Raw genomic sequence first — 25,258 nt, 5'->3', positions numbered from 1 at the left:
TTGCATCTGCAAGTAACTTATACTTTTATGATGAGCAACACAATACTACCAAGAAATTTCTACGAGCGGCCAACTTTGGTTGTAGCCGGGGAGTTACTAGGAAAGATGCTGAAATTTTCTAACTTTAGTGGAATAATAACCGAAGTTGAAGCCTATATAGGAATGAGTGACCCAGCTTGTCATGCAGCTAAGGGTTATACTAACCGAACCTCAGTAATGTTTGGTATGCCGGGGTTTTCATATGTGTACTTTATATATGGAATGTATTACTGTTTAAATATTGTAACAGAAGCAGAAGGGTTCCCAGCAGCAGTGTTAATACGGGGATTAAAGCTCATTGAACCGCTTGAGGCAAATTTAGGTGGGCCAGGAATATTGTGTAAAAGATTAAATATTACAAAAGAACATAACAAACAGGACCTTACTATAAGCCACGAATTTTGTGTTTATGAATCTCACCTCAAACCAGATTATGTGTGCACTCCGAGAATCGGAATTAGTAAAGGCCAAGAGAAATTTTGGCGGTTTAAAAACTTAAGATCTTGCGTAGACTATTTGCCAATTGGATAATCACCAGTGAAACAAGCATCACAATATTGTGGTGTAGCATTGTTACGCACTTCTCCTTTAACAGCCTGATATAATCCATCAATACTCAAGAAGGCTAGGCTATCTACTCCTATAACTTCCTTAATTTCCTCTACAGATTTATTTGCAGCAATTAAATCTTTGCACTCTGGCGTATCTATTCCATAAAAACAAGAATGCTTAATTGGTGGGCTTGAAATTTTGAGGTGAATCTCTTTTACTCCTGCATCCTTTAGCATAACTATTATATTTGTTAACGTACTACCACGCACTATACTATCATCTATTAAAATTATGTTTTTACCTTTCAAAGTGTGCTTATTAGCATTGAATTTTAATTTTATTCTAACTTTACGTACTTCAGCGGTTGGTTGTATAAAAGTTCTTCCTATGTAATGATTACGAATTATTCCCAGTTCCATAGGTAATCCTGAATGCTTTGCATATCCAATAGCTGCAGGTATTCCAGAATCAGGTATTGGTACAACCATATCTACATTGTTTTTTGGTGGGCTCTCTTCTGCAAGTATTCTTCCTATTTCTTTTCTTGTATCGTATATAGACCTATTCTCCATTATGCTGTCTGGTCTTGAAAAATAAACGTATTCAAAAATACAAAAACTTGATTTTTGCTGTGGGAAAGGAAACATTGAGGCTAGCTTACTACCCGAACTGATGGTAACTAATTCGCCTGGTTCTATTTCTCTAACAAACTCTGCATTTATTATATCAAGAGCACAAGTTTCAGATGCAAGAACGTAAGAACCGTTTAACTTTCCTAAAACAAGAGGCCTGATTCCAGATGAATCACGTACTCCAATAACTACTTCTTGATTGATTGCAACAAAAGAATAAGCACCTTGTATTTGCTTTAATGCATATATAAAACTCTCTAAAAAGCTATCTTTTTCACCGCTTGCTGTCAGATGCACTACTACTTCTGTATCAATATCTGACTGAAAAACGCACTCTTGTTTAATCAATTGTTCGCGTATCGGAGAAATATTAATTAAATTACCATTATGTGCTATGGCGAAATCCCCAAATTTGCCACTTTTGCTAAACATGGGCTGCACTCCAAACTTATTACCACTTGTTGAGTATCGAACATGACCTATTGCACAATCTCCAGGTAAGGATTTCTTTATTTCATCTATATCATCAAATACGCTGCTCACTTGACCTTGAAAGTGATAAGAGTGCAGCTTATCGTTGTTACTGGTTACTACGCCAAAAGACTCTTGACCTCTATGCTGCAAAGCGTGGAGAGCAAGTATAGAGTTAAAAGCAGCACTTTGGTTGCAACTTATGCCAAATACCCCACATTCCTCACGCATTTCATCTAGCATAAAAACTATTAAGTAAAATTTAATTTTACTTTAGCATAGGTAAAATACAAGCATTTTGTTGTTCATCTGCTTTTATTGCCAGCAATAATCCTATGCATATTAAGCTTGCAGCAGTTGTACTTCCTCCATAGGACAGAAATGGCAATGGGTCGCCTATCACAGGTAAGAGGCCCATTGTCATTCCGATGTTTATAAAGAAATGAGCACTAAAAAAGGCGAAAATGCCGATAGATATCGACTTAGAAAAATAATTTTTCGACCTATAAGCGATAGAGAAAATTATGCCAAGTAATGAGGTATAAAGCAAAATTAAAGCCATGCTACCTAAAAATCCCCATTCCTCACTCAGCACTGCAAAAGCAAAATCTGTACGTTTCTCCGGCAAAAATCCAAGTTGAGTTTGACTTCCGTTAACAAAGCCCTTACCAAGCAAACCTCCTGAACCAATAGCTATCTGAGATTGCTGCGCATTATAACCTATTCCAAGTGGATCCACTGATGAATCCAAAAACGACAATATCCTTTGCTTGTGATAAGGACGTAAAAAAGGCCAAATAGCCGGTACTGCAAAAATGCCAAGCGTTCCACATATTACCGAATGAGATCTTTTTATTATTGCTGTGAATATAATTGATATCCCTATAAATAACATTATCACAGCTGTGCCTAAATTAGGTTGCTTTAACACCAAGAACACGGGTAAGAAAATAATTATAAGTGCCTTAAGCAATCTTTTAAATTCCATCATTTTATATACACTCTGCTTATCAAAATAGCGAGCAAGCGCAAGTATTAAGCCTACTTTTGCAAATTCTGATGGTTGCAAACTAATTGATCCAATTCTTATCCACCTTGTTGCACCCATTATGTGTGAGCCAAAAAAATTCACTACTAATAGCGAAATCACTGCTGCTACATAAAAAAAGTAGGCGTGCTTCAAATAAAAATCTAGCTCTATGAATGACATAGCTATAGCAAGTAGGAAAAAGAAGGAGAATATGACCAGTTGGTGAATCGCAAATGGCACCCACTTTCCTCCAGCAGAAGAGTATTGAACAACAATGCCAACGCAAAACAGCGCTATCACGTTAATGACTAACAACCAATGAATCTTCTTCAGTCTATCCACAATAAAGACCTTATAACCTTAAAGTATAGTAAAATATGAAACAAAGATAAAAATCAAAAAACCAACTTCTCAACTACTAACCGAATTGGAGTGCTATATATTCCAGTTACTACTGTTAAAACTGCCATAAACAATAGACAGAAAAGCATAGGAAATGGCACATCATTAATTTTGTCCGGTGTCATTCCAGTGCGTGACGTTGCATCATTTTCAAAATACATTTTCTCTACCATCTTCCACATATATATCAATGCAAGGAAAGAGCCAGCAGCAAATGTTACAAGGGAAATCCACGCATGAGATTCGATAATTGCTTTCATTATATACCACTTGCTTACAAAGCCATTTGTTAAAGGCACACCGATTAATGCTAAACTGAGTAGAGTGAACGCAAGTGCTGTATAAGGCATTGATTTCTTGAGTCCCGATAAATTCTCTATTTTTGTTGTATCAAATTTGTAAGAAATACATCCTGCAGCCATAAATAAAGATGTTTTTATTATGCTGTGGTTTACTATGTGAAGAATTGCTGCAAATACACCTGTTTTTGAGTTAAAACTCAGTGCTAAAATTATATAACCAATTTGGCTAATACTAGAGTGAGCAAGCAGTCTTTTTATGTCTTTTGCGGTTATTGCAAATATCGACCCAAATATAACAGCGCAAAGTGCGAGGATAATTATCACGTTGCTTAGTGATGGTTTAAATAAGAAGAAATTTTGATGAAAAACAGTATAAAAGATTCTGATGAAAACATATATCATCACTTTTGTCACTGTGCCTGAAAAGAATATGCTAATGAAACTTGGCGCCTCACTATATGCATTAACCAGCCACCTGCTTAATGGAAACAGTGCCATTTTGATTGAGAGACCAATAAAAATGAACAACGTGCCAAGTTTTATGATGTTGTTATCGTGTAATGGAACTATTCTTTCAGCCATGTCAGACATATTGAGCGTTCCAGTCATTGAATACAAGAGCCCGATGCCAAATAAATAAAATGTTGCGCCTATTGTTCCACTAATTAGATATTCAAATGCTGCAACCAAGGCTTTTTTATCCCTTCCCATTGAAACTAATACATAAGAAGAAAGAGATGAAATTTCCAAGAAAACGTAAAGGTTAAATATGTCGTTTGTTACTAGAATCCCGAGCAGTCCGCTTAAGCACAGTAGAAATAGAGAGTAAAAACCAGTGATTTTGTTTTTGCTAATTTCTTTTTCGTTAATATAAAAGCTATAAAGCACGCTAATCAGCGCTATAAAATTCACCAAAGTTAGAATCAAGGAGTTTAACACGTCGATTCTTAACTCTATTCCATACGGAGGAGCCCAATTTCCAAGGTGATAAGTTATAATTTCACCTTTATATGTTTTAATGAGTAGTATTGATGAAATGATAAGAGTGATTGTTGTTGCAATAAAAGAAATAAACCAAGATACCTTGTGTTTCTTGGCAAGAAAGCAAAACATTGATGCAATTATTGGTATAATAACTTGTAAGATTGGTAATTGCATTAAATTGTTGTTAATATATCGTTAAAGTATTAGTATATATAATACTTTTTGTTTTAATACCCTTATGTTATCTAAAATTTGTAACGCAATAAAACGCCTATTACGAAGAGAAGATAAATTTGTAGGAAGAGATGAAAATGGAAATTCTTACTATGAATCAAGTAAAGGAAAAAGGTGGGTTATGTATAGCAGTGTCTCTGAGCCTACAACAGTGCCTCCGGAATGGCATATATGGCTTCACTATACTGATAATGTAGTACCAGTTAATAATAAAAAAAGAAAAGTAAAACATACTCCTAATTTAACGGGTACAAAAGATGCATACTATCCAAACCAAAAAGTGAAAAATTACTATAAAAGCTGGAGTCCTGATAACTAAAGATGCGAAGGTCAAATATACTTGAAATAACCGCTGGATTATTTGTATTAATTTTCACTATTTTTCTGATTTTCTTTGCTATTGATAAGCTATCTTACATAAAGAAAAACTATAAGGATTGCAATAAAATATATGGTCTTTTTGCTAACGCTAACGGTATAGGAGTTGGTGATAGTGTCAAGATCTCTGGTGTAGATGTTGGAAGCATAACTGGTGTATCACTTGACAAAGCTACCTACGTAGCACGAATCGATATGTGTATAAGCAAAGACATAAAATTGCCAATTGATAGTTCAGCTCTGATCACTAGCAGTGGAGTTGTTGGCAGTAAATTTGTTAATATATCACCTGGATCAGATATTAAACTAATCTTGCATGGTGGTAAAATAGAGTATACTCAAGCTGAAGCAAATATGGGTGGAATAATGGACAGAATTCTTGGTATGTTTACAAAGTGAAAATGGCAGGATTCCAAGTATATCCGTTCAGGTAAAGCCTCCTGTAGTTCTAAAGTATTTAAGGAGTTTGCCTTATTTCTTGCCTTTTCTACCGCTTGCTTTGGGGTTTATAGTATAGAAAGTGCCTTAATAGTTGCAGTGCATGTCTATCAATGATAAAATGAAAATTAATTTATTTTGATATTATGATTGGTTTACTGTTTGCCGTACTGTTGTTCCTCTGTGGTAGTGATGCACTTGCAAAACAGGAGCCACGTTCAATAGCTGGAGATAATCACATAAAGGTGATAAATTATAACCCACAAGCTATACATAAGTATACGGGTTTTTATGGTTATCAGTCCAGTATATTGTTTGAACCAGGGGAGGTAATACAAAACCTTTCAATGGGTGATTCAACTGGTTGGCAACTCCTTCCTCAAGGTAATAGATTGTTTATTAAGCCTATAGATGATATTGCCGATACTAATGCAACTATAATTACCAATAAAAGAGTTTATTACTTTGAACTTCATGCTGAAGAAGCAACTGGACTAGATGATCCAAGATTAGCATATGAAGTAAGGTTTCTTTATCCACTATTTAGCAGTGATGAGATTTACACAACAAATAACGGTGATATCTTCGAACAAGCTAGTCATACCATTATTCCTGATATCAATGATATTGAAGTTGTAAAGAAGGGATTAAATTTTAATTATTCCATCTCGCACGTCAAAGGTAGTCAGTCAATAATACCAATTAAGGTTTTTGATGACGGAAAATTTACATATCTACAATTCAATAAAATAAACTCTGATTTTCCGGCAGTTTTTATGGTTGATTCTGCAGGATATGAGTCTTTAGTAAATTTCCGTACAGTTGATAACTACCTGATAATCGAAAGGGTAAGTTCAGTGTTTACCTTAAGGAATGGATCGAGTACAGTTTGCCTATTTAATGAAACCATACCTTTCAAAAAAGGGTAAAGGCTATAATGCCCGAGATATGGGTGCAAAATTTTTTCTATGATGTTCTGTAATTCCATAAAGGCCAATAGCGTTAAGGTGCTCTTTTGTCCCATATCCTTTATTTTTATACCAATTATATTCAGGATGCTTATTATGCAATTCTTGCATAAGCCGATCTCTCGTAACTTTTGCAACGATTGAAGCTGCTGCAATTGATGTACTCAAATTATCACCATTTACTATGGATTTCACTTGCCATTTCACTTCAGGTGGTTGATTACCATCAACTAGTACATAATCTAATTCTAGGTCCAAGTCTATCAACGCACGTTTCATTGAAAGCTTTGTTGCTTGCAAGATATTGTATGAATTTATTTCTTCTACGCTTGCCATTCCTATACCAAATTTTGCAACGGATGTTATTTTTTCATATAGGACTTGCCTACATTGAGGAGTCAACTTTTTCGAGTCGTTGATTCCATCAATAATTGTATTTCTATCAATAAACACTACGGCTGCGGATATTACTGGACCAGCTAGCGGACCTCTTCCAACTTCATCCACTCCTGCTATCACTCCTGATAATTTATTTTCTAATGTAAAGTCTGGGTATTTCATAGGTTTTTATAATAAGAAAGTTATAGTAAAAACTGAACAGATAATAGAAATTATCCAAAATTTCATAACGATTACATTTTCTGACCATCTCTTCTTCTCAAAGTGATGATGTATTGGTGCCATAAGAAAAACTCTTTTTCCTTCTCCATATTTAAACTTTGTATATTTAAAATATGATATCTGAATAATAACAGATAGAGTCTCTATTACAAAGATTATTCCAATAATGGCAAAAAGCATTTCTCTTTTAATTAGGACACTAGTTAACCCTAAAGCCGCACCTACCGACAAGCTACCAACATCACCCATAAATATTTTTGCTGGATGTGTGTTAAACCACAAGAAACTTAGAATAGCTCCTATAAATGCAATGCAGAATAAAGTAATATTCATATCTGCCTGAGTTATATATGCAATTAGCCCCAAAAAAGCAAAGGAAGTGATAACTTGAGTTGCAGCAAGGCCATCCAAACCATCTGTGAGATTCACAGCATTAGAAGAGCCGACAATTACAAACGCAGCAAACGGAACATATAGATAGCCAAAATCTATTATTACTCCTTTAAATAGGGACGTTTTTGTAAAACATTCAGCAGAGTATAGCTTAAGTATAAACACACCAACCAGAGCAACAATAAACTGAATAAGTATTTTGGTTTTTGCACTTAAACCTCGATAGTGATTTGTCTTCAATTTTAAATAATCATCAATAAATCCAAGTAGAGCAAAAAATAGAGTTATCAATATCAGCAGCAAAATTTCTGGTGTTAACTGAGCCCAGAGTAAAATTGGTAATAAAGAAGAAATCAGTATTATTATTCCGCCCATAGGTGGTACATTCTTTTTTGTTATTAAATGACTTTCTGGTCCACATGATCTAATTGGTTGCCCATCTTTGCTTATTTTTTTTAGAAGCTTTATAAAATAGGGAAAAAGAATAAACCCAAAAACAAATGAGGTAAAAAATACTTTTGTAGCTAAGATCATCTGCTTACTTAAATTGACTAAGTGTCATACCACCTATAGCTAATAAAGTCAACTTCTGTCATCCTATAGCCTGACCCACAACTGTACGAACATTGTGATTTGGGCCCATCAGTAGGGTGTCATCCCAGTCTGGAATCCACAACTGTACGAACGTTGTAGTTTGGACCACCAGTGGGGTGTCATCCCAGTGCCCAGACACTGGTTCTATGCAACTTAATTAAAAACGTTTGTTTTAGTGTAAGACAATTACCTTTAGCTTATCAGCTCAGTTATAAGCAAAATTTCTGGATTCCAGACTGGAATGACACCATTTGCTGTGCAATTTACCTTCAAAAATGAATGTTCGTACAGTTGTGAACCTGTGGCAGGTATTACATAAGAGCATTTCCCTCTTCTAAATTAAAACGCACTTTTGCCTCCTTTGCAGTCTATACTTTAGATGTATTTAATTTACAAATACTAATTATTTATTAATAATGGTGATATGTAAATATAGTTATAAAATAATTGTTACACTTGAATTCCTTCCTGGTTTCTGTTGTTATCAGAACATTTAAAACACTTTAAGAAAGCTGCTTAGTTAAATTAACTTAGACAAGTAAATAGCAGTTTTGCAGCCTGTTTTTATGAATGATGATAAAATGTTGTAGCCAAATGCGCTTTCAGCATTGTGCTGAATTGCAATATCTTTGTGCTCTAACTCCTCGTCGCGAAATTTACTTATAGTTTCTCTTAATTCCCCATCTTCTAAATGTGAAACTTGCTCTTTGTAGTGCTCCCCGATAACTTCTTCAACTGCAGCAGTGCAAGCCATAGCAGCTTTTTTGCCCATAATGGCAGTTGCAACGCCAAGCGACACTCCTAAAACACGCCAAACAGGCAACAAAACAGTAGGACGAACTTTTTGCTCTTTGATTTTCTCATTAAAATAGTGAAAATGCTTTTTTTCCTGCTCTTCCATTTCAATTATTTCATTGATTATAGAAGATTTCTTAAGAATAAATTTTTGACCAGAATAAATGCAAATAGCTCCATATTCTCCAGCGTGATCTACTCTAATTGCCTGTTGCAAGAACTGATTGTTGCTGTACCTTAAATTATTTAGATTTCTTTCTTTCTCCACAATACACCTTACCTGATACGAACAGAGCTACTATGAGATAAATTAGATTCCATGTTGCTAAGGAAACACCTAGAACGTAATGAGGTCTGTCACAAGATGGAGAGTAATTAGGATTTAGTAGATTATTTCTGAGCTCTTCTATACTAACGTTACTACTTGCTTGCTCTGTACAACCTAAAACATCATGAAATAAGTGAAGTTCAAGACCTATATGATAAAAAGATATTACTGCACCTATGAGGTAGCTGCAAAACATTGCATAGATTAGAATTTTGTTGTCTTTAAGCATGCACGCTACTGCAAGTAATCCAGCGATATAGTAAACTATTCGCTCGTATGTACATAACTTGCATGGCAGCATGTTGAAAAAATATTCTAGCACATATGCAAAAATTAGAGCAGCGGCACTCGACAGCAGAAAGATTGCAGGAATTCTGGAATTATTACACATAACTTTAAGTAAATTATCCCTGAAAGTATAAAGCAGAGTATTCATTTTACATAGGGATTTTTATTTTTTTTCAAAAGCAATCTAACTGGCACACCGTCTGCAAAGAAATTTTTTCTGAGATCGTTAATTAAATAGCGTTTGTAACTTTCATCAACACTTTCAGGTATGTTACATATCAAAGAAAAAGCTGGAGGTTTAGTACCAATTTGAGCGATATACTTCATTTTAACTGCTTTGCCTTTTACAAGAGGGTGAGAATGTTTTCCTACAGCATCTATGAGCCACTTATTCAGTTTTGCAGTGCTGATCTTCTTGTTCAAGGATCCACTCACTTCAAGACACTTATCTATCACATCACCGCAGCGCATGCCTTTTAACGCAGAAATTGTTATAGTTGGCACTTCCAAGAATAACCTGGTTACTTCCTGTTGTTTGACAAATTTTATTAACCTGCTTCTGTCATCCTTACCTATTAAATCCCACTTATTTAAAACAACAATAATCCCTTTCCCTCCCTTAATTGCAGCTTCACCAATTGATAAATCCTGCTGCTCAATACCAACTAGGGAGTCTAGCATTAAAACTACCACATGAGAGCGCTTGATTGATTCCATGCTTTTCTCAACAAATCTTGATTCTAAGCCATCTACAACATTCGCCTTTCTGCGGATTCCGGCAGTGTCAATTAGAGTAATTAACTCTCCATCATGATCATATGTAATATCCACAGAATCACGTGTGGTACCTGGCTCTGAACTTGTTATTAGTCTATTTTCTGCAAGTAAACCATTTAAAAAAGTTGATTTTCCAACATTCGGACGGCCGATGATCGCGATCCTCAGCCTACTCAGTTCATTGTTAGGTAACTCAGTGTTCTCGTTAAAATTTTCAATAACACCAGCTAATGCATCATAAAGATCAACCATGCCAAGATTATGCTCGGCAGAGATATACACCGGGCCAAGAAAATCAAAAAACTGCAAATAATCAACATTTTCGGATTTATGACTCTCGCATTTATTTGCTACTAGTATTACAGGTTTATTTATTTTTCTCTTCAGCCACTTTGCAAACTCTTCATTTCGCTCATTTTGCACTTTTGCATCAACAAGAAAGAAAATTATGTTTGAATTGGATAAAGAAAATTCGATTTGTTCAATAACTTGTAGTGAAAAATTAGTTTGGTCGTTCCATCCTCCTGTATCTATAACTTTAAACTCCAAATCGCTAATTCTCCCCATTCCCTCTCGCCTATCCCTTGTCACTCCTGGAATGTTACTCACTACTGCTGCTTTTCTTCCTACTAATCTGTTGAATAGGGTCGATTTTCCAGCATTTGGTAGGCCTACTATGGCGATTTTTAGCATAATTCAAGGGCATGTTCTATATGAAGTAAATTATAACCGAAACTTTTCAATTTAACTATTGACTTCGTAGATTATATAAGCATACTACAGTTAGAATTTTTTTATTTCGTTATGTAAAATATGGGGTAGTTATGCTAGTGTCAGAGCAAATAGAGAGTGTAGATAGAGAAGAATTAAAGCAACAAAATCATATACATAAAGATACAGAGTATTCGGAAGAGACGACAATATATGGGCATATTAATCAACATATGGAAAAAAACATCTCAAATACATTGCATGAAATATATGATGCTCTTATGTCATATAACGAATCGGAACAGCCAATGGCGTCAACTTAAGAACTTTCATTAGCAAACTCTCCTAAAGACATGATGGCGTTTAGGCTTATCTACTTTATTGCGGCTGTCCCGGTCGGATTTTAACTTTAGCGCGTATACTTAAAAAGGGCTTGAAAGTTTTTTGGCGCAATAAGTACCTGATAGAGTTTCTGTCTCATTACACTAAATAAAACTGAAAAATTTAAACGATACTCAGTAATTTGATCTGGGTTCCAAGGCCCTTGTGCATCACATATATGAAGCGATAATATATTGCACATGACCAAGTTTGCCCAAAATTCTTGTAATACAGCCTCTCCAGAAAAATTCTCTAACTCTGCTCCTACTTTGAGTCGTTTATAGCACTCCTCTATGTGCCACCTTAACACATAAGCTTTGCTCCAAAGTCTCGGTCAAAAACTCTGTTTCTCAGTTGGCTAATGTCAGCACTATAACTCTTACTTTCTGTCCTTTCATTTTATTTTTTAGCTTTTCATTTTCTAATATAAAATCAAAATCTAATTCGCCAGCGTTCCCATAGCTTACTATAATTTCTTTTTTGCAAGCGAAAAATAAAATCTACTTCCAAATTATAATGCTGCTGAATGAATTTTACTGAAGACGATCATAGATAAATAATAATTTCTCTTGATTTAATAAACGCATTTGAGTGATAACTTCGGGTAATTGCTCTGCCGCCAACGTTTGTTCACCTATATTCCAAGCTGCAAGACGAGCACTGCAAATCAGCGAAGTACACAAATCAACAAACAAATTGCCAATGGTGCCTGTTGTTCCATTTGGTTCAAACTCGGATACAATTTCCCCAGAGCTGGGTAATCTCATACCAGAACCATCTGCTGCAATAAGTCTATAGCCTCTCCAACTCAGGTTCATCCTGATAGGCTGTTTGGATGCTTAAATTCTTGAAAGCCTGTATGGCAAATCTTATATCTTGCTTTAGAAAAAGCTTGCTTTGAGGGTACATGTCAATGGCTCCATAAGTTCACATTCTATTCCCAAACTTTTTTTAACTAACTTTAAAATCATAGAAAATACTGTCGAAAAAGGAAGTTTTCTTGTTCGTGTAAAACTCAACACAATGGATTTTCTGAAAAGTTTTCGAGTATATTATATTTTTAATTTGTAGAATAAGGTTTTTTCCTTTTTGCATATTTCACCTAAAAAGGACACATTTTAGACTTCTTTGTTGAAATAAAACAGAAACAAAAGTGCTGTCCCTTGCACTCTTTGGATAATTTAATGATAAAAAATTTGGAGAGAAATTTTATACACTATCGCTGATATTTTTCCTTAAGTTGACGCCATTGCCTGAACGGATACAACTTAATTTTTAATCTGCAGGAGTCAAGTTGAGAATGTCCAATTTTCCACTTTCTTTATAGCATAACATACTTCAGCGCCTCTTGCTCCTCTTGAAGTCCAATGGGCTCACCACTTATGTGTAAATTAATCGTTAATGTTGTACACGTTCTTTTCTTTTTCTACTCTCTCTTGCTCTTCAATACAATATATAGCAAGCGGATTAGCTTTAAGTCTTTCGACTCCTATTTCTTCTCCTGTTCCATCGCAGTAACCATAAGTGCCTAATTTTATTTTTTCTAACGCCTCCTTAATTTTTTCTTTTCTATCTTTTCGACGCTTGATTAATTCCTCGTTTCCACTATCTTCATCAGAATAGTATGTATCAATACTATTATCTTCTAGTTCTTGTTTCTCTAACTCAGCGAGTATTGATTGTAACTTTAAGCTGAAGTATTCCAGTTGTTTTACGCTCATATATTCTTCATCTTCTGAAGGAGTGTAATCTTCTGGTGACTTTATTTTTGGTAACTTTTCCATAATTGCATTATCAAAAAAATAATAAAACCTATATAATTTATGAACAAAAAATTATACTACCTCAAAGTAAACACTATAATTTATAATAAACATTTAAAAGCCTAGTATGATCGACTCAGTAAAAAAATTAGTAATAGATGATAAGAACTTTACCTATATAGTATGTATTTTTATCATAATGTTAAGTTTATCTTCATTTACACTTAAAAACAACAATAAACAAGAAGTTATGTTAACATTAACATGGATATGTGCTACATTTGTTTTGCAGATTTCTACAAATAATTTGTTTACATCTGATTATCATGATGGAATATTAGAGCAAATCTTTGTACAGCCACTCTCTTCTAGGCTTATAGTTGCTTATAAAATTTTCGCTCACTGGTTATTATTTGGGTTACCGATTTCAGTAATTTCTTCCATATTCAGCTTTGCAATTCTAGGCAATAGTATTGAACACTCAATAGCAGTTGGAGTGTCTTTATTATTTAATACGCTGATAATCACTAATATTTCAGCTACTGGAAATGCATTGATGATTGGTCAAAACAACTTAGCATCAGGAGTATCGCAAATTCTTGTTTTGCCAATGATAATGCCAACCTTTGTGTATTTTAAAATGCTAACTCAATTTGAAAATTTATCCTTGAATATTTATACACTACTAATCACCATCTTAGTTTTTGTTATTTTGATTGTTAACAGCACCATAACTACTCACATGGCACTAAAATTTGCTGTGGAACAGGATTGAAAAATCTTACTGTTATTCAGTAGACTTCTTGCATAACCTAGAAAAAAGGCAAATAGTTATTATAGATTTAGGTTTATCGACAATTTGAAAAACCTTCATTCCAGCATCCTTCCCTGTCATCCAAGTAGCCCTTCGTTGTCATCCCAGTGTCAAAAACTGGGATAACAGCTAACCTGACAACCGTCATCCCGCTACTTGTTAGCGGCTAAGAGATACCGTGACGGTATGACGGTTCGCGGTGGCATGACGATAAGCCTCATCATCCCGCTACGTGTTAGCGCCGCGGCGGTATGACGATTCGCAGCGGCATGACGAGAAAGGGGCTACTTGGATGATACCTTTTTTCTACTTAGTTTGGGTTATGCAAGAAGTCTATTCCTTCATAAGGAGAAGTAGTTAAAGGAATTTACTCTATTTCTCCCTCTTTTTTTATTATTTTTAATCTATAGTTAACGTAAAAGAGATATGCAAAAACTCTATTGATCCATAGTCTGCAAATTATTAATAACACTTACTTTAAAGAACCTCACTTTACGCTGATCTTTGAGCGCTCTTCTGTGGTATTTTGTAAGAGTATAACTTGTGAAATCGTCTTCCCTATAGATTAAAGAGTTACACTGCTTTATATGTGATGCTATCCACTCTGCATAGTCCTGATGATCGGTTGCAATGAATATTTCCCCTGTTATAAGTATTTTTTTTGCTAATAAATTTAAAAATTCCGTATTAATTAATCGTCTTTTATTGTGACTTCTTTTTGGCCATGGATCTGGAAAGAGAATAAAGAATCTTTCAACACTGTTATCAGGAAAATTTGCAATCAATTCTCTTGCATCTTCTGTCCACATTAAAATATTTTTTATGTTCTGTATTTCTATGTTTGTTAGCAAGCGAGAAACCCCCTTTAAGTAGGGCTCACATCCTATAAATAATAGATCAGGTTCATTGAGCACCTGGTAAAGCATATTTTCACCGTTGCCAAAGCCTATTTCTACCCATATTCTTTTTTGTGAATTTACAATTTTCTCTATAGATTCCTTGCTGTTTTGAATAGAATATTTTTCCAATATTTCATCAACATCAGGTTTTAGCCTGGACCTTCTGGAGAACGATCTAATCCACTTGCTATTCTTAAATAGCATATTCTTGATACATATATAATTTTCTCACTATATTTTATATAGCTTAAACAATTCTCGAAATGAGTTAATGAAAAATTACTTGTCAATAATTGTTAATATTATATAATATATGAGTTCTAATAAAGTTTAAGTTAAAGGTATGAATAATAATAATCCAGTCGTAAATCTACCGGTTACTATCAGAAAGCTATCATCAAACAAATTTATAGAAGAGATATGTCAAGGCCAATTTGAGGATCAAGATAATACCTTGTTTGAAGATTCTTTTGTTAACAAAATTAAAGAAGGAGATGTGGTAGAAGGTGTAATTACAAGAATAAACCCTAACGACGTTGTGGTTGATATTGGTTTAAAATCTGACGGGAGAATTCTGATCAAGGAACTCGGTTGTAATGATGAGGTCATTATTGGCTCGAAAATCAGAGTTTATGTGGAAAGAATTGAAGATTATCATGGTAATGTTGTTCTTAGTCGTGAAAAAGCAATTAGGGACGAAAAATGGAATAAGTTGGAAGAAGATACAGTTACAAGGGCTGAAGTAAGCGGAGTTATTAAACGCTCAATTAAATGTGGCTTTATTGTTGATCTTGGTGACGGAATAAGCGCTTTTTTACCGCTGAGTCATGTGGATTTGAAGCAAGTAAAAGATGCGAAGCACCTTATTGAAACTGAACAAAAGTTCATCGTGCTTAAAATGGATAAGAAGCAGGGCAATATTGTAGTATCAAGAAAGCTGGTGTTAGAAAAATTGCACGCTGGTGAAAAAATTAAATTTTTAGAATCTTTAAATGAAGGCGATATAATAGAAGGGAAAATAAAAAGTATCACTCATTACGGTGTATTTGTCGGTATTCATGAATCAGATGTAGTGGGAGTTATAGATGGATTGTTACATATTACAGATATCTCTTGGAGTAGGGTAAGTCATCCGTCTGCAGTTTTTACTTGTGGTCAGACTATAAAAGTTAAAATTATAAAAATAGATAAGGAAAATGCTAAAATTTCCTTGGGTGTGAAGCAGCTAGAAGATAGCCCTTGGCAAGATGCAGAGTCAAAATATCCAGTTGATAGTGTGCATAAGGGTTATGTAACAAGCATAGAAGATTATGGATTATTTGTTGAGCTTAGACCTGGAATTGAAGGTTTAGTGCACTCGTCAGAAATAACTTGGGTTAAGAGTAATTTACCAGTTAGTAGTCTCGTAACAAGGGGACAAGAAGTATATGTAAAAATTCTCAGTATTGACATTGCTAAGAGTAGGATGAGTTTAAGCATGAAAAGGTGTGTAGACAACCCTTGGCAAGTATTTATCAATAAATATCCTCCTGGTTCTATTGTTTCTGGTGAAGTGAAGAATAATACCGGCTCATATGTATCTGTTGCTTTCGGTGATTCTGAAATAGATGAGAACGTAGAAGGGACAATATATGTGAAAGATTTTAGTTGGTCTAAAAATGGTTCAGATGAGATAAAGAAGTATAATGTAGGTGATAAAATAGAAGCAAAAGTAATAAGGGCTAACGTGAATCGGGCAAGAATTTATCTTGGAATAAAACAAATAGAGTATGATCCTCTTGAAGAACTGATAAAGAAAGTTAAGGTAGGTGATAAAATACAGGTTATTGTAGATAAGAGAGAAGATAATGGACTAGTCGTTGAAGTTGAGAACGATGTAACCCTTCTAATAGATCAAGAGCATTTACCAGAGAATAAAAAATTCTCTATATCAGAAAAAATAGAAGTTGAAGTATTGGGTGTTGAAGAATATAACATAGCATTATCTGCTAAGTGATAAGGTTTACTTATTTTGGCTTCATATAAATGGCAACAAAGTCTGATATAATAGCGAGGGTAGCAAAAAGACATCCTTTTTTAGATAAGATTGTTATAGCAGCTATAGTTGATAGATTTTTTGGGATACTTTCAAGCACATTGAAACATCATAATAGAGTTGAAATTAGGGGGTTTGGTTCTTTTTCAGTTAGAAGTTATAACTTGAAAGAAACAAGCCATTTAATGTTACAGAAGTTTACAAAGAATCAATACTTTAAAACATATTTTCGTAGCAGTAAAAAATTATCTGATTTGATAAATGAATAAAAATTTATACCATAAATAAGATGAAAGTAGGGGTTTGAGTTTATACTGTACGATAGAAATTTTTAGCACCATATGCAAGTAGTAGAAATAGTTATACGTAATAACACATATAAAATATCTTGCGAAAGTGGGAAGGGGAATCATTTATTACGCCTTGCTAATAGTTTTGACAAGTTAGTTAGTTCTGTATCTCAAAAAACTGGAGGTAAGGGTTCGGATGCATTAAATTTCTTACTTGCAGCACTAATTCTTGAGGATAAAATTTTAGAATTAACAAAGCGATTAGATGAAGTAAATCAAGAGCGCGAAAAGTATAGAAACGAGAAAAGAATAGAATATACTGAGGTACTAGATAAGGTAAATAAGATTATCACTAATCTTGAGTGCATAAAGGATTAGCTTCAATAAAGCAAGCAATTAAATTGACTATCTGACTATTCAAGCCAGGAGGGAGGTTTGTCTTACGAGTTATGTAACAATATAATTCGTAATCATCAAGATCAACTATTTTTTCGTATTCGATTAGTTCGCTTAAGGAAAATTTATCAAGATATTTCAATGCGAAATGCCCTAAAAGTATATCGGTTTCTTTGCAACCCCTATGCCAGCTTCTATATATTAATTTTCTTCTGAGTAGTGAGGTATCTGTCATTACAATTAAACTTTTTTTAATTTAAAAGTTAAACTAAATACTTGTCAAGCGAGGCGCATTTTAATATACTTAACATTTTGTTAAGATCTAAATATACAGGTGGAATTAATTTCTAATCTTATCCATCAATTTAGCGATGGAATATATTATTTTTTATCATTTTCTTTAATAATTTCTGTCATAGTATTCGTGCATGAATATGGGCATTATGTTGTTGCCAAAGCATGCAAAGTTAAAGTTGAATCTTTTTCCATAGGTTTTGGTCCTGAAATTTTTGGTTTTAACGATAAGTCTGGAACTAGATGGAAATTAAGCGTTGTTCCATTGGGTGGTTATGTTAAAATGCTAGGAGATACTAATGCAGCGAGTGTCCCAGCTGATCAACAAGAATTAACGGAAGAAGAAAAATTGTATTCATTTCATACAAAACCGCGTCATAAAAAAGCAGCAGTAGTTTTTGCAGGGCCTTTTGCAAACATGGTATTTGCTGTTATAGCTTTTACAATATTTTTTAGCATAGCAGGTTATTATCGCACTCCACCGGTGATTGAAAATGTAATCGAAGGTAGTGCAGCTAAGCAAGCTGGTTTGTTGCCAGGTGACACTATTACACAAATCAATGAGCATAAAATAAAATACTTTGAAGATATTTCACGTGTGATAATGTCGAATCCTAAAACAAGAATGGAGATTGAGTATAGCAGAAATAATGAGAAGCACAGGACCAGTTTAACTCCATTAATAATCAAGGACAAAGACGTTTTTGGCAACACAATAGAAAGAGAAACTATAGGGATTATTTCAGTCAATACATTAAAGCAGTCGTCTTTTCTTGGGGCTGTGAGCTTATCAGTAAGTGAAACTTACCACACTATGTGCTTAACGATTAAAGCTATCTTTCAAATTATTGTTGGTAAGAGGAGTGCAAGTGAAATAGGTGGACCAATAAAAATCGCAAAATATTCAGGACAATCAGCTAAAAAGGGATTTATTATGGTTCTATATTTTATGGCAATCATTTCAGCTAATTTAGCTGCAATTAACTTGCTGCCAATACCACTGCTAGATGGTGGGCATTTATTTCATTATATCATAGAAGCGGTTATACGTAGGGATTTAAGCTTGAAATGTCAAAAATATGCAGCTATTTTTGGTGCTTTAGTGTTGTTTTTGCTTATGGCAACTGGAATGTCAAATGATATTAGGGATCTTTTTTGAAATAAAATATGAAAAAGCTATTTTATATACTGGTAGTGGTTTTTATTTCTTTTCCTGCCCTGCTTGTTGCTTTAGGAACTGCGGAAAAAGTGCAGGTGAAAGATGTCAAATGTATTGGTAATGAGAGGGTAAGCAACCAGACAATAGGGTTCTATATAAAACTAAAATCTGGTGATTATATAAACGACGATGATATAGACTCAATTATAAAAGATCTATATAAAACAAAGTTATTTGCTAGTGTTAATGCTTACATAGATGATAAAAAAAATTTAGTAATAAAAATTCAAGAAAATCCACTGATTAACAAGGTAGTGTTAAAAGGCAATAAGTTATTTAACAGCAAAGAGCTGCTAAGTAATGTGATTCAATCAAAGTCGCTAACTATTTTAACTGAAACAAAATTGCAAAACGATTTAGTGAATTTAGTCACTACTTATAGAAATAACGGTAAGATTGGTGTTAAAATTGAATATGACCTGAATAAGCTTGATGGCAATAGAGTCAATCTAATTTTTAAAATAAAAGAAGGCAAAACCTCTAAAATTAAGGATATAAGATTTATAGGCAACAAAAACTTTTCTGAAAATGAGCTAGAGCAAGTTATCAAAAGACATAGTAATGACATATTTAGTAAGTTATTTAGAGCTATTTTTAAAGGCGGAAATCATTATTCACCGCAATATCTATTGATTAACACAGAATTGCTCGATCATTTTTATTCATCTAAAGGATATATTCAAAATAATATTCAACCAATTGTTGAGGTTGATAATAACAATCAAACAGAGTTAACTTTTTTGATTGACGAAGGACAGCAGTATTTATTTGGAAATAATGAGGTTAATATTGAAACTGAAATTCAGGATTTGAGCCTAAAAGAAGAAATATTGGATTTTATAACAGAGGAAAACGATAAGATATTTAATAGAGTTAAAATTAATAATACAGTAGAAAAAATAAACAAATATTTAAATGAGAAAGGATATATATTTGCAAAAGTTAATCCAGAGTATGCACAACGTGACAATGTTGTAGATGTAACCTACAGAGTGCTGCCGGGTAAAAAGATTTATATAAATCAAATTACAATTGATGGTAACGATCGCACTTTAGATAAAGTGATCAGAAGTAAGCTAAGTGTAGCAGAAGGTGATGCGTACAATATATCTGAGATTCAAAAGTCACGTAAAAAACTAATGAGTAGTGATTTTTTTGAAACAGTGAAAGTAAATAGTTATGCAGTTAATGATAATGCAGTAAATCTTGACTTAAGTGTTAAAGAAAAAAACACTACTTCGTTGTATTTGGGAGGAGGTGTGTCTCTTCCTGGTGGAGCATTGATTAAAATTGACCTCAAAGACCGTAATTTATTTGGTACTGGAAAAGAGCTCTCTTTTGCTCTTGAAAAAAGTCAATACGTATTTTCTACTGATTTAGAGTTTGTTGAAAATAATTTTAACGATTCTGATACGTCACTAGGCATGGGTGTATTTTATGAAAAACAAGATAAACCAAACACTACTTTTGATAGTTGCGATATGGGATTTTTTACAAAGTTATCATATAAAGTCACAGAGAACTTAACTAATTCCCTTCGCTATTCTTATAAGTATAATCATATACACATGGATAATAAGGGTGGACAAGACACCGATATCTCTGAAATAATACTGGACCGAAAAGGTAAACATCAGATTTCATCAGTGGGATACACGTTGGCATATAATAAACTGGATAACCTCTATACTCCAAAAGAAGGGTATTTACTGCGCTTAAGTCAGGATATTTCAGGATTGGGAGGAAACGTGAATTTCCTGAAATCTGAATTCTTATCTTTTTATACGCACCCTATATTAAGCAAAATTGACGATGATATAACGCTACGCTTTAAGATGGCGGCAGGTCATATTTTTTCTTATACTGATGAAAATCTAAACATTGGCCAGCACTTTTTTAAAGGGGGTAATGAGATTAGAGGGTTTGACCTTTCCGGTATTGGACCAAGAGCAGAAGACAAAAATAAAAGCTCATTAGGAGGCAAAACTTATTTTAATCTAACACAGCAAGTGGATTTTCCTCTACCAAAACTATATGACTATGCTGGTATCAAAGGCTCACTATTTGTTGACTATGCAACACTTTTTGGCTTAGATGATAAAAATAAGAAGTATGAAGGGAAATACTATGATAGCAAGCTTGTGAGAGTGTCACCAGGTTTTGGCTTTTCAATGCTTTCTCCTTTTGGTAGACTTAGATTGGATTTCGGGTTTCCTTTAGTAAAGGAATCTTATGATATAATACCATCACCAAATGTTAAATTTTCTATTGAAGCGGGGATTTGAATGAAATATATACAGTTATTTATATCAGTTATTGCCTTAATTATTTCCTTATTTGTGGGGTATAAGTTTGTAGGATATCAACCTCAGAACACAAAGGCTGCAATTATCGATAGTGAAAAAGTCATCAATGAATCTCTTGCTCTGCAAAATATACAACAACAAATAAAGGAGCAGAATTCTAGATTACAACAAGAATTTGAAAATGAGTTAGAAAAACTTAAGCCATCAAAAGAAGAATTTGACCTTTTGTCAGAAGAAGCAAAAAAGGAAAAGACAGGACAATTTAATAAGCACACTGTAAATGTTAGAGATAATTATGCTAAAAAAATGTTACATTTAGAAGAAAGCTATAGAGAAGCAGTAGAGAGTGTTTTTAACAAGATAAAAGAAGTCGCTAAAAAAACGGCAGAAAAAAACAACATAGATTTGGTACTATTTATTTCAAAAAAGAACCAAGTTTTATACTCCATGGATGAAGTTGATTTATCAGATGTGGTATTAAACAATATAAACAAGGAAATACCTGAATTTGCTTTAAAAGGCATTGAATAGACTTATGCAATTTAATATCAGTGATATTATAAAAACACTACCACATTCTCATCCGTTTCTCTTAGTAGATAGAGTTATAGAGTGTGATCCTGGTAAAAGTATAAAAGCAATCAAAAATGTGACTTTCAATGAGCCATTTTTTATTGGCCACTTCCCTGGTCATCCGATAATGCCAGGAGTCTTGATAATTGAATCTCTAGCTCAGGCATCTGCTATATGTGTTCTAGGTAAAGAAACAATAGAAAATAAAGTTGTTTACTTGAGATCCATTGAAAATGCAAAATTCAGAAAGCTAGTTACTCCAGGGGACACATTGATTCTTCAAGCTAACATTCAAAGTGTGTGTTTAGGTGTATACAAATTTAGGTGTATTGCATCTGTTAGCGAAGAAAAAGTTGCAGAAGCAACAATCTCAGCAGTATTGCAAAATAAATAAAATCTTCATCTGTAAGAAACAGCATGTACACTTTATAGTATAGCAATGAAGCTGAATTTCAAAATCTCATTTTCGAATCTATATACTCGCAATGGATTAACAAAATTAGATGAGACATTTTTGAATTATATTAAATCATGTGATGAGAGCTTGTTTTGTTCATTAATTGAAGCAAGAGAAAAAGCAGCTTCTTCTTCGATGTCATCCCAGTGTCACCTCCCATCATCCCAGTGTCACCCCCCGTCATCCCAGTGCTTGACACTGGGATCTAGAAAACAAGAAGAACGGTCAGCTACTTGGATGACAGATAGCCAGCTCATTATAGACCTCTCATATTTACTTGATGAATTTATTGCAAAACTTTTTAATGTTGAAAAAGAAATAGAGGAGCTAAAGAAAAAGCACAACGACTTTGCTGTAATATATAAGTGCAAAAGATTATTTGTCCAACGCTATGCATTGAAGAAATACACTAATGTGGCGAATATAGATATTACTAACAAACTAAGTCATTTTCTCACTTTGCCAACAACAGAAAAAAATTTTGCTGAGCAGGTGATGCATTGGTTTGAAGATAAAGAAAATCACAAAGAGGAAATAGAACTTGCGGCACAATATGCAGTGTGGAGAGTAAAAAATAAACAGAGTATATTATTTAGCATACATAAAAAAATTGACCACGAAAACCTCATACCATTTTCTAAAAAAGAAGTAGACAAAGTTGAAGTGCTGTATTCAAATGAAGTAAAAAGACGATACGGTTTTGACCTAACAAGTGAAAAGGCTAGTTTAGATAAAGCATTGGATAATGCTCACTACTGCATATTTTGTCATAAGCAAAGTAAGGATAGCTGCTCAAAGGGGCTAATTAATGATGACAATACTTTCAAAAAGTCTCCACTTAGAGTTGAACTGCACGGCTGCCCACTAGAGCAGAAAATATCAGAAATGAATCTGGTGAAAAGCGAAGGGTACAGCATAGCAAGTCTTGCAATTGTGATGATAGATAACCCATTATGCGCGGCTACTGGACACAGAATATGCAATGACTGCATGAATTCGTGCATATATCAAAAACAAGAACCCGTAAATGTGCCAGCAATTGAAACAAGGATTCTGGATGATGTGCTCAGTTTACCGTACGGATTTGAAATATATTCTCTGCTCAGCCGTTGGAATCCTTTAAATTTTCAGCGTTCATTGCCAAGAGAAAACACCGGAAAAAACGTTCTAGTTGTAGGCCTTGGTCCTGCTGGTTTTAATTTAGCTCATCATTTGTTGAATGATGGGCATAACGTTATCACCATTGATGGACTAAAGATTGAACCTTTGATCGATAATTTCCAGCTAATTAAAGATTTCAAACACGAAAAATTGAGTGAACGCACGGCAGGAGGGTTTGGTGGGGTGGCAGAATATGGCATTACTTCTCGGTGGGATAAGAATTACTTAAAGATTATTAGATTACTGCTGGAAAGACGTGAGAATTTCGTACTTTATGGAGGCATTCGTTTTGGTGGCACGATTAATGCTGATGACGCGTTCAACTTGGGTTTTGATCACATCGCCCTAGCACTTGGCTCTGGTAAGCCACGAATGATCAAAATAAAAAACATACTAGCTCGTGGAGTACGCATGGCATCTGATTTTCTGATGTCGTTACAACTGACTGGCGCTCTTAAATTTGATTCTATAGCAAATCTGCAAGTTCGTATGCCGATAGTTGTCATAGGGGCGGGGCTTACTGCGATTGACACTGCCACTGAAGCTTTAGCGTATTATCCAATTCAAGTAGAAAAATTTCTTCTTCGTTATGAGATATTAGTTGATAAGTATGGAAAGGACTGTGTTGAAAAAGATTGGACAGAAGAAGAGCGCGAAATTGCGAATGAGTTTATATCGCACGCACAATTGATCCGAGAAAAGCAAAAGTTAGCAAAAAAAGAGAATAGAGAAATAAAAATATTAGAGTTAATGCAGAGCCTCGGGGGAGTGAAAGTTATATATAGAAAAGAGCTAAAAGATTCACCAAGTTATCGATTAAATAGCGAAGAGGTGCAAAATGCACTGTCAGAAGGAATTTACTTTATTGAAAACTTAGAGCCAGTTGAAGTTGTGACGGATAAATATAACCATGCTGAATTAATAAAACTGATAGACACAAAATCCGGCGAAATCAAACGTATAAAAGCACGTTCTATTTTTATAGCAGCAGGTACTGAGCCAAATACAGTTATTGCAACAGAAGATAAAAAGCATTTTAAATTAAGTAATGGGTATTTTACTCATTTGAATTCATCAGGAAAAGAAATAGACCCAATATTTTCTCCTAAAATGCAAAATAAAGATAGAATATTAGTGTATAAGCAAGGCAATAAAACAATCAGCTTTTTTGGTGATCTTCACCCTTCGTATAGTGGCAGCGTCGTGAAAGCTATGGCAAGTGCTAAAAACGGCTACCCTATTATTTCTCAGCTTTTGAGTGGAGTTAATAGCTTCGTTTCTGTCATTCCAGTGTGTGATGTTGTGGGCCAGAAAAAAAATGCGTGGTCAAGTGTTGAAGACCTGGCTAATAAAGAATTATTTAATAGAATCAAAGAGCAATTCACTGCAAAGGTTATAAAAGTTCAATATTTAACAGACAAAGTTGTGGAAATAGTGATCAAAGCACCACTTGCGGCAAAGAATTTTAAGCCTGGGCAATTCTTTAGATTGCAAAATTTTGAAACCAATGGCAGAAAAGCCAATAATACAAACCTTGCTATGGAAGGTATAGCCGTAACCGGCACTGAAGTAGACAAAAAAAAAGGAATTATTTCCACTATTGTGCTGGAAATCGGCGGCTCCACTAATTTATGCAGACACTTAAGAGAAGGCGAGCAAATAATTCTTATGGGCCCAACTGGCAGACCTACTGAGGTTTACTAAGTCTCAATATTAAAGTGATGCCAAATTTT

Annotated in this window: 25 protein-coding genes and 1 pseudogene; 14 read left to right on the top strand and 12 right to left on the bottom strand. The window is 34.2% G+C overall.

What is annotated here, in order from left to right:
- Window positions 1-30: 30 nt before the first annotated feature.
- The gene (locus tag ACFEL3_RS00375) at window positions 31-570 is read left to right on the top strand and encodes a DNA-3-methyladenine glycosylase (protein WP_038199418.1); all 540 of its coding nucleotides are present in this window, start codon (window positions 31-33) and stop codon (window positions 568-570) included.
- Here the strand turns inward: ACFEL3_RS00375 and purF are convergent.
- From purF to ACFEL3_RS00360, 3 genes are read right to left on the bottom strand one after another with little or no spacing between them, the layout of a single operon-like run.
- On the bottom strand, window positions 552-1,937 hold the full coding sequence (purF, locus tag ACFEL3_RS00370; RefSeq protein WP_010082377.1) for an amidophosphoribosyltransferase: 1,386 nt from the start codon (window positions 1,935-1,937) through the stop codon (window positions 552-554). The two genes, ACFEL3_RS00375 and purF, sit on opposite strands and share 19 nt — an antisense overlap.
- 25 nt (window positions 1,938-1,962) lie before the next feature.
- Window positions 1,963-3,066: a rod shape-determining protein RodA gene (rodA, locus tag ACFEL3_RS00365; protein WP_010963045.1), complete on the bottom strand. Its 1,104-nt coding sequence runs from the start codon at window positions 3,064-3,066 to the stop codon at window positions 1,963-1,965.
- A 53-nt stretch (window positions 3,067-3,119) separates the two neighbouring features.
- A complete protein-coding gene (locus tag ACFEL3_RS00360) occupies window positions 3,120-4,586 on the bottom strand; it encodes a proton-conducting transporter membrane subunit (protein WP_038199409.1) in 1,467 nt (488 codons plus the stop codon).
- Window positions 4,587-4,650: 64 nt separating this feature from the next.
- Between ACFEL3_RS00360 and ACFEL3_RS00355 the strand changes: the two genes are divergently transcribed.
- The 3 genes from ACFEL3_RS00355 to virB9 all read left to right on the top strand — a co-directional run bounded on the left by ACFEL3_RS00355 (window position 4,651) and on the right by virB9 (window position 6,391).
- Window positions 4,651-4,965: an NADH-ubiquinone oxidoreductase subunit NDUFA12 family protein gene (locus ACFEL3_RS00355; RefSeq protein WP_007548590.1), complete on the top strand. Its 315-nt coding sequence runs from the start codon at window positions 4,651-4,653 to the stop codon at window positions 4,963-4,965.
- 2 nt (window positions 4,966-4,967) lie between these two features.
- Window positions 4,968-5,423 (top strand): outer membrane lipid asymmetry maintenance protein MlaD, encoded by a 456-nt coding sequence (locus ACFEL3_RS00350; RefSeq protein WP_010082331.1) that lies wholly within the window; start codon window positions 4,968-4,970, stop codon window positions 5,421-5,423.
- Window positions 5,424-5,608: 185 nt separating this feature from the next.
- The gene (gene virB9, locus ACFEL3_RS00345; protein WP_010082330.1) at window positions 5,609-6,391 is read left to right on the top strand and encodes a P-type conjugative transfer protein VirB9; all 783 of its coding nucleotides are present in this window, start codon (window positions 5,609-5,611) and stop codon (window positions 6,389-6,391) included.
- A 3-nt stretch (window positions 6,392-6,394) separates the two neighbouring features.
- Here virB9 and ACFEL3_RS00340 read toward each other — a convergent pair whose 3' ends face one another.
- The 5 genes from ACFEL3_RS00340 to der form a co-directional block, all read right to left on the bottom strand.
- On the bottom strand, window positions 6,395-6,991 hold the full coding sequence (locus tag ACFEL3_RS00340; protein ID WP_010082329.1) for a ribonuclease HII: 597 nt from the start codon (window positions 6,989-6,991) through the stop codon (window positions 6,395-6,397).
- A 6-nt stretch (window positions 6,992-6,997) separates the two neighbouring features.
- Window positions 6,998-7,978 (bottom strand): phospho-N-acetylmuramoyl-pentapeptide-transferase, encoded by a 981-nt coding sequence (gene mraY / locus ACFEL3_RS00335; RefSeq protein ID WP_010963043.1) that lies wholly within the window; start codon window positions 7,976-7,978, stop codon window positions 6,998-7,000.
- Between the two features lie 580 nt (window positions 7,979-8,558).
- A complete protein-coding gene (locus ACFEL3_RS00330; RefSeq protein WP_006279362.1) occupies window positions 8,559-9,101 on the bottom strand; it encodes a demethoxyubiquinone hydroxylase family protein in 543 nt (180 codons plus the stop codon).
- Complete coding sequence (locus ACFEL3_RS00325; protein ID WP_010963042.1) at window positions 9,076-9,597, bottom strand: disulfide bond formation protein B; 522 nt, start codon at window positions 9,595-9,597, stop codon at window positions 9,076-9,078. The genes ACFEL3_RS00330 and ACFEL3_RS00325 overlap by 26 nt, the downstream gene beginning before the upstream one ends.
- Complete coding sequence (gene der / locus ACFEL3_RS00320; protein ID WP_265017996.1) at window positions 9,594-10,919, bottom strand: ribosome biogenesis GTPase Der; 1,326 nt, start codon at window positions 10,917-10,919, stop codon at window positions 9,594-9,596. The genes ACFEL3_RS00325 and der overlap by 4 nt, the downstream gene beginning before the upstream one ends.
- Before the next feature lie 131 nt (window positions 10,920-11,050).
- Between der and ACFEL3_RS00315 the strand changes: the two genes are divergently transcribed.
- Window positions 11,051-11,260, top strand: a complete 210-nt coding sequence (locus ACFEL3_RS00315) for a hypothetical protein (protein ID WP_010081834.1) — start codon at window positions 11,051-11,053, stop codon at window positions 11,258-11,260.
- 9 nt (window positions 11,261-11,269) lie between these two features.
- On the opposite strand, the pseudogene ACFEL3_RS00310 reads toward ACFEL3_RS00315, so the two are convergent.
- Both ACFEL3_RS00310 and ACFEL3_RS00305 read right to left on the bottom strand, forming a co-directional pair.
- Window positions 11,270-12,413, bottom strand: a pseudogene (locus tag ACFEL3_RS00310) (transposase).
- Between the two features lie 296 nt (window positions 12,414-12,709).
- Window positions 12,710-13,102 (bottom strand): TraR/DksA family transcriptional regulator, encoded by a 393-nt coding sequence (locus ACFEL3_RS00305; RefSeq protein ID WP_010963040.1) that lies wholly within the window; start codon window positions 13,100-13,102, stop codon window positions 12,710-12,712.
- 106 nt (window positions 13,103-13,208) lie between these two features.
- Here ACFEL3_RS00305 and ACFEL3_RS00300 point away from each other — a divergent pair, with 106 nt between their 5' ends.
- Window positions 13,209-13,856, top strand: coding sequence for a heme exporter protein CcmB (locus ACFEL3_RS00300; protein WP_010963039.1), 648 nt, complete (start codon window positions 13,209-13,211; stop codon window positions 13,854-13,856).
- Window positions 13,857-14,332: 476 nt separating this feature from the next.
- On the opposite strand, the gene trmB is transcribed toward ACFEL3_RS00300, so the two are convergent.
- A complete protein-coding gene (gene trmB, locus ACFEL3_RS00295) occupies window positions 14,333-14,998 on the bottom strand; it encodes a tRNA (guanosine(46)-N7)-methyltransferase TrmB (RefSeq protein WP_012673367.1) in 666 nt (221 codons plus the stop codon).
- A gap of 139 nt (window positions 14,999-15,137) precedes the next feature.
- On the opposite strand from trmB, the gene ACFEL3_RS00290 reads away from it, so the two are divergent.
- The 3 genes from ACFEL3_RS00290 (at window position 15,138) to ACFEL3_RS00280 (ending at window position 17,497) form a co-directional block, all read left to right on the top strand.
- Window positions 15,138-16,790: a 30S ribosomal protein S1 gene (locus ACFEL3_RS00290; protein WP_038199371.1), complete on the top strand. Its 1,653-nt coding sequence runs from the start codon at window positions 15,138-15,140 to the stop codon at window positions 16,788-16,790.
- Window positions 16,791-16,819: 29 nt separating this feature from the next.
- Window positions 16,820-17,098: an HU family DNA-binding protein gene (locus tag ACFEL3_RS00285; RefSeq protein ID WP_010963035.1), complete on the top strand. Its 279-nt coding sequence runs from the start codon at window positions 16,820-16,822 to the stop codon at window positions 17,096-17,098.
- Between the two features lie 72 nt (window positions 17,099-17,170).
- A complete protein-coding gene (locus ACFEL3_RS00280; RefSeq protein WP_010082086.1) occupies window positions 17,171-17,497 on the top strand; it encodes a cell division protein ZapA in 327 nt (108 codons plus the stop codon).
- On the opposite strand, the gene ACFEL3_RS00275 is transcribed toward ACFEL3_RS00280, so the two are convergent.
- Window positions 17,472-17,750 carry a succinate dehydrogenase assembly factor 2 gene (locus ACFEL3_RS00275; protein WP_006279484.1) on the bottom strand — a complete coding sequence of 93 codons (279 nt, stop codon included), beginning with the start codon at window positions 17,748-17,750 and terminating at the stop codon, window positions 17,472-17,474. The genes ACFEL3_RS00280 and ACFEL3_RS00275 overlap by 26 nt on opposite strands.
- Window positions 17,751-17,849: 99 nt before the next feature.
- Between ACFEL3_RS00275 and rseP the strand changes: the two genes are divergently transcribed.
- The 5 genes from rseP to ACFEL3_RS00250 are packed head-to-tail and all read left to right on the top strand — an operon-like array spanning window position 17,850 to window position 25,229.
- Window positions 17,850-18,968 carry an RIP metalloprotease RseP gene (gene rseP, locus ACFEL3_RS00270; protein WP_010082085.1) on the top strand — a complete coding sequence of 373 codons (1,119 nt, stop codon included), beginning with the start codon at window positions 17,850-17,852 and terminating at the stop codon, window positions 18,966-18,968.
- An 8-nt stretch (window positions 18,969-18,976) separates the two neighbouring features.
- Window positions 18,977-21,313 (top strand): outer membrane protein assembly factor BamA, encoded by a 2,337-nt coding sequence (gene bamA / locus ACFEL3_RS00265; protein ID WP_138264850.1) that lies wholly within the window; start codon window positions 18,977-18,979, stop codon window positions 21,311-21,313.
- Window positions 21,314-21,865 (top strand): OmpH family outer membrane protein, encoded by a 552-nt coding sequence (locus tag ACFEL3_RS00260; protein ID WP_010082083.1) that lies wholly within the window; start codon window positions 21,314-21,316, stop codon window positions 21,863-21,865.
- A gap of 4 nt (window positions 21,866-21,869) precedes the next feature.
- Entirely contained in the window at window positions 21,870-22,301 is a 432-nt protein-coding gene (gene fabZ / locus ACFEL3_RS00255) for a 3-hydroxyacyl-ACP dehydratase FabZ (RefSeq protein WP_375316762.1), read from the top strand.
- Between the two features lie 45 nt (window positions 22,302-22,346).
- Entirely contained in the window at window positions 22,347-25,229 is a 2,883-nt protein-coding gene (locus ACFEL3_RS00250) for an FAD-dependent oxidoreductase (RefSeq protein ID WP_010963032.1), read from the top strand.
- Window positions 25,230-25,258 lie beyond the last annotated feature (29 nt).

Origin of the sequence: Wolbachia endosymbiont (group A) of Opomyza germinationis, assembly GCF_964264765.1 — a bacterium.
GTDB lineage: Bacteria > Pseudomonadota > Alphaproteobacteria > Rickettsiales > Anaplasmataceae > Wolbachia > Wolbachia pipientis.
Note: the sequence above shows the minus strand (reverse complement) of the source record. Positions and strands in the feature narration are given on the sequence as shown.

Excerpts from the sequence above, each read along its gene's own strand:
- ACFEL3_RS00375 (WP_038199418.1), top strand. The coding sequence starts at position 31 with ATGAGCAACACAATACTACCAAGAAATTTCTACGAGCGGCCAACTTTG.
- purF (WP_010082377.1), bottom strand. The coding sequence starts at position 1,937 with ATGCTAGATGAAATGCGTGAGGAATGTGGGGTATTTGGCATAAGTTGC.
- ACFEL3_RS00360 (WP_038199409.1), bottom strand. The coding sequence starts at position 4,586 with ATGCAATTACCAATCTTACAAGTTATTATACCAATAATTGCATCAATG.
- ACFEL3_RS00355 (WP_007548590.1), top strand. The coding sequence starts at position 4,651 with ATGTTATCTAAAATTTGTAACGCAATAAAACGCCTATTACGAAGAGAA.
- ACFEL3_RS00350 (WP_010082331.1), top strand. The coding sequence starts at position 4,968 with ATGCGAAGGTCAAATATACTTGAAATAACCGCTGGATTATTTGTATTA.
- virB9 (WP_010082330.1), top strand. The coding sequence starts at position 5,609 with ATGATTGGTTTACTGTTTGCCGTACTGTTGTTCCTCTGTGGTAGTGAT.
- ACFEL3_RS00340 (WP_010082329.1), bottom strand. The coding sequence starts at position 6,991 with ATGAAATACCCAGACTTTACATTAGAAAATAAATTATCAGGAGTGATA.
- mraY (WP_010963043.1), bottom strand. The coding sequence starts at position 7,978 with ATGATCTTAGCTACAAAAGTATTTTTTACCTCATTTGTTTTTGGGTTT.
- ACFEL3_RS00325 (WP_010963042.1), bottom strand. The coding sequence starts at position 9,597 with ATGAATACTCTGCTTTATACTTTCAGGGATAATTTACTTAAAGTTATG.
- der (WP_265017996.1), bottom strand. The coding sequence starts at position 10,919 with ATGCTAAAAATCGCCATAGTAGGCCTACCAAATGCTGGAAAATCGACC.
- ACFEL3_RS00315 (WP_010081834.1), top strand. The coding sequence starts at position 11,051 with ATGCTAGTGTCAGAGCAAATAGAGAGTGTAGATAGAGAAGAATTAAAG.
- ACFEL3_RS00305 (WP_010963040.1), bottom strand. The coding sequence starts at position 13,102 with ATGGAAAAGTTACCAAAAATAAAGTCACCAGAAGATTACACTCCTTCA.
- ACFEL3_RS00300 (WP_010963039.1), top strand. The coding sequence starts at position 13,209 with ATGATCGACTCAGTAAAAAAATTAGTAATAGATGATAAGAACTTTACC.
- trmB (WP_012673367.1), bottom strand. The coding sequence starts at position 14,998 with ATGCTATTTAAGAATAGCAAGTGGATTAGATCGTTCTCCAGAAGGTCC.
- ACFEL3_RS00290 (WP_038199371.1), top strand. The coding sequence starts at position 15,138 with ATGAATAATAATAATCCAGTCGTAAATCTACCGGTTACTATCAGAAAG.
- ACFEL3_RS00285 (WP_010963035.1), top strand. The coding sequence starts at position 16,820 with ATGGCAACAAAGTCTGATATAATAGCGAGGGTAGCAAAAAGACATCCT.
- ACFEL3_RS00280 (WP_010082086.1), top strand. The coding sequence starts at position 17,171 with ATGCAAGTAGTAGAAATAGTTATACGTAATAACACATATAAAATATCT.
- ACFEL3_RS00275 (WP_006279484.1), bottom strand. The coding sequence starts at position 17,750 with ATGACAGATACCTCACTACTCAGAAGAAAATTAATATATAGAAGCTGG.
- bamA (WP_138264850.1), top strand. The coding sequence starts at position 18,977 with ATGAAAAAGCTATTTTATATACTGGTAGTGGTTTTTATTTCTTTTCCT.
- ACFEL3_RS00260 (WP_010082083.1), top strand. The coding sequence starts at position 21,314 with ATGAAATATATACAGTTATTTATATCAGTTATTGCCTTAATTATTTCC.
- fabZ (WP_375316762.1), top strand. The coding sequence starts at position 21,870 with ATGCAATTTAATATCAGTGATATTATAAAAACACTACCACATTCTCAT.
- ACFEL3_RS00250 (WP_010963032.1), top strand. The coding sequence starts at position 22,347 with ATGAAGCTGAATTTCAAAATCTCATTTTCGAATCTATATACTCGCAAT.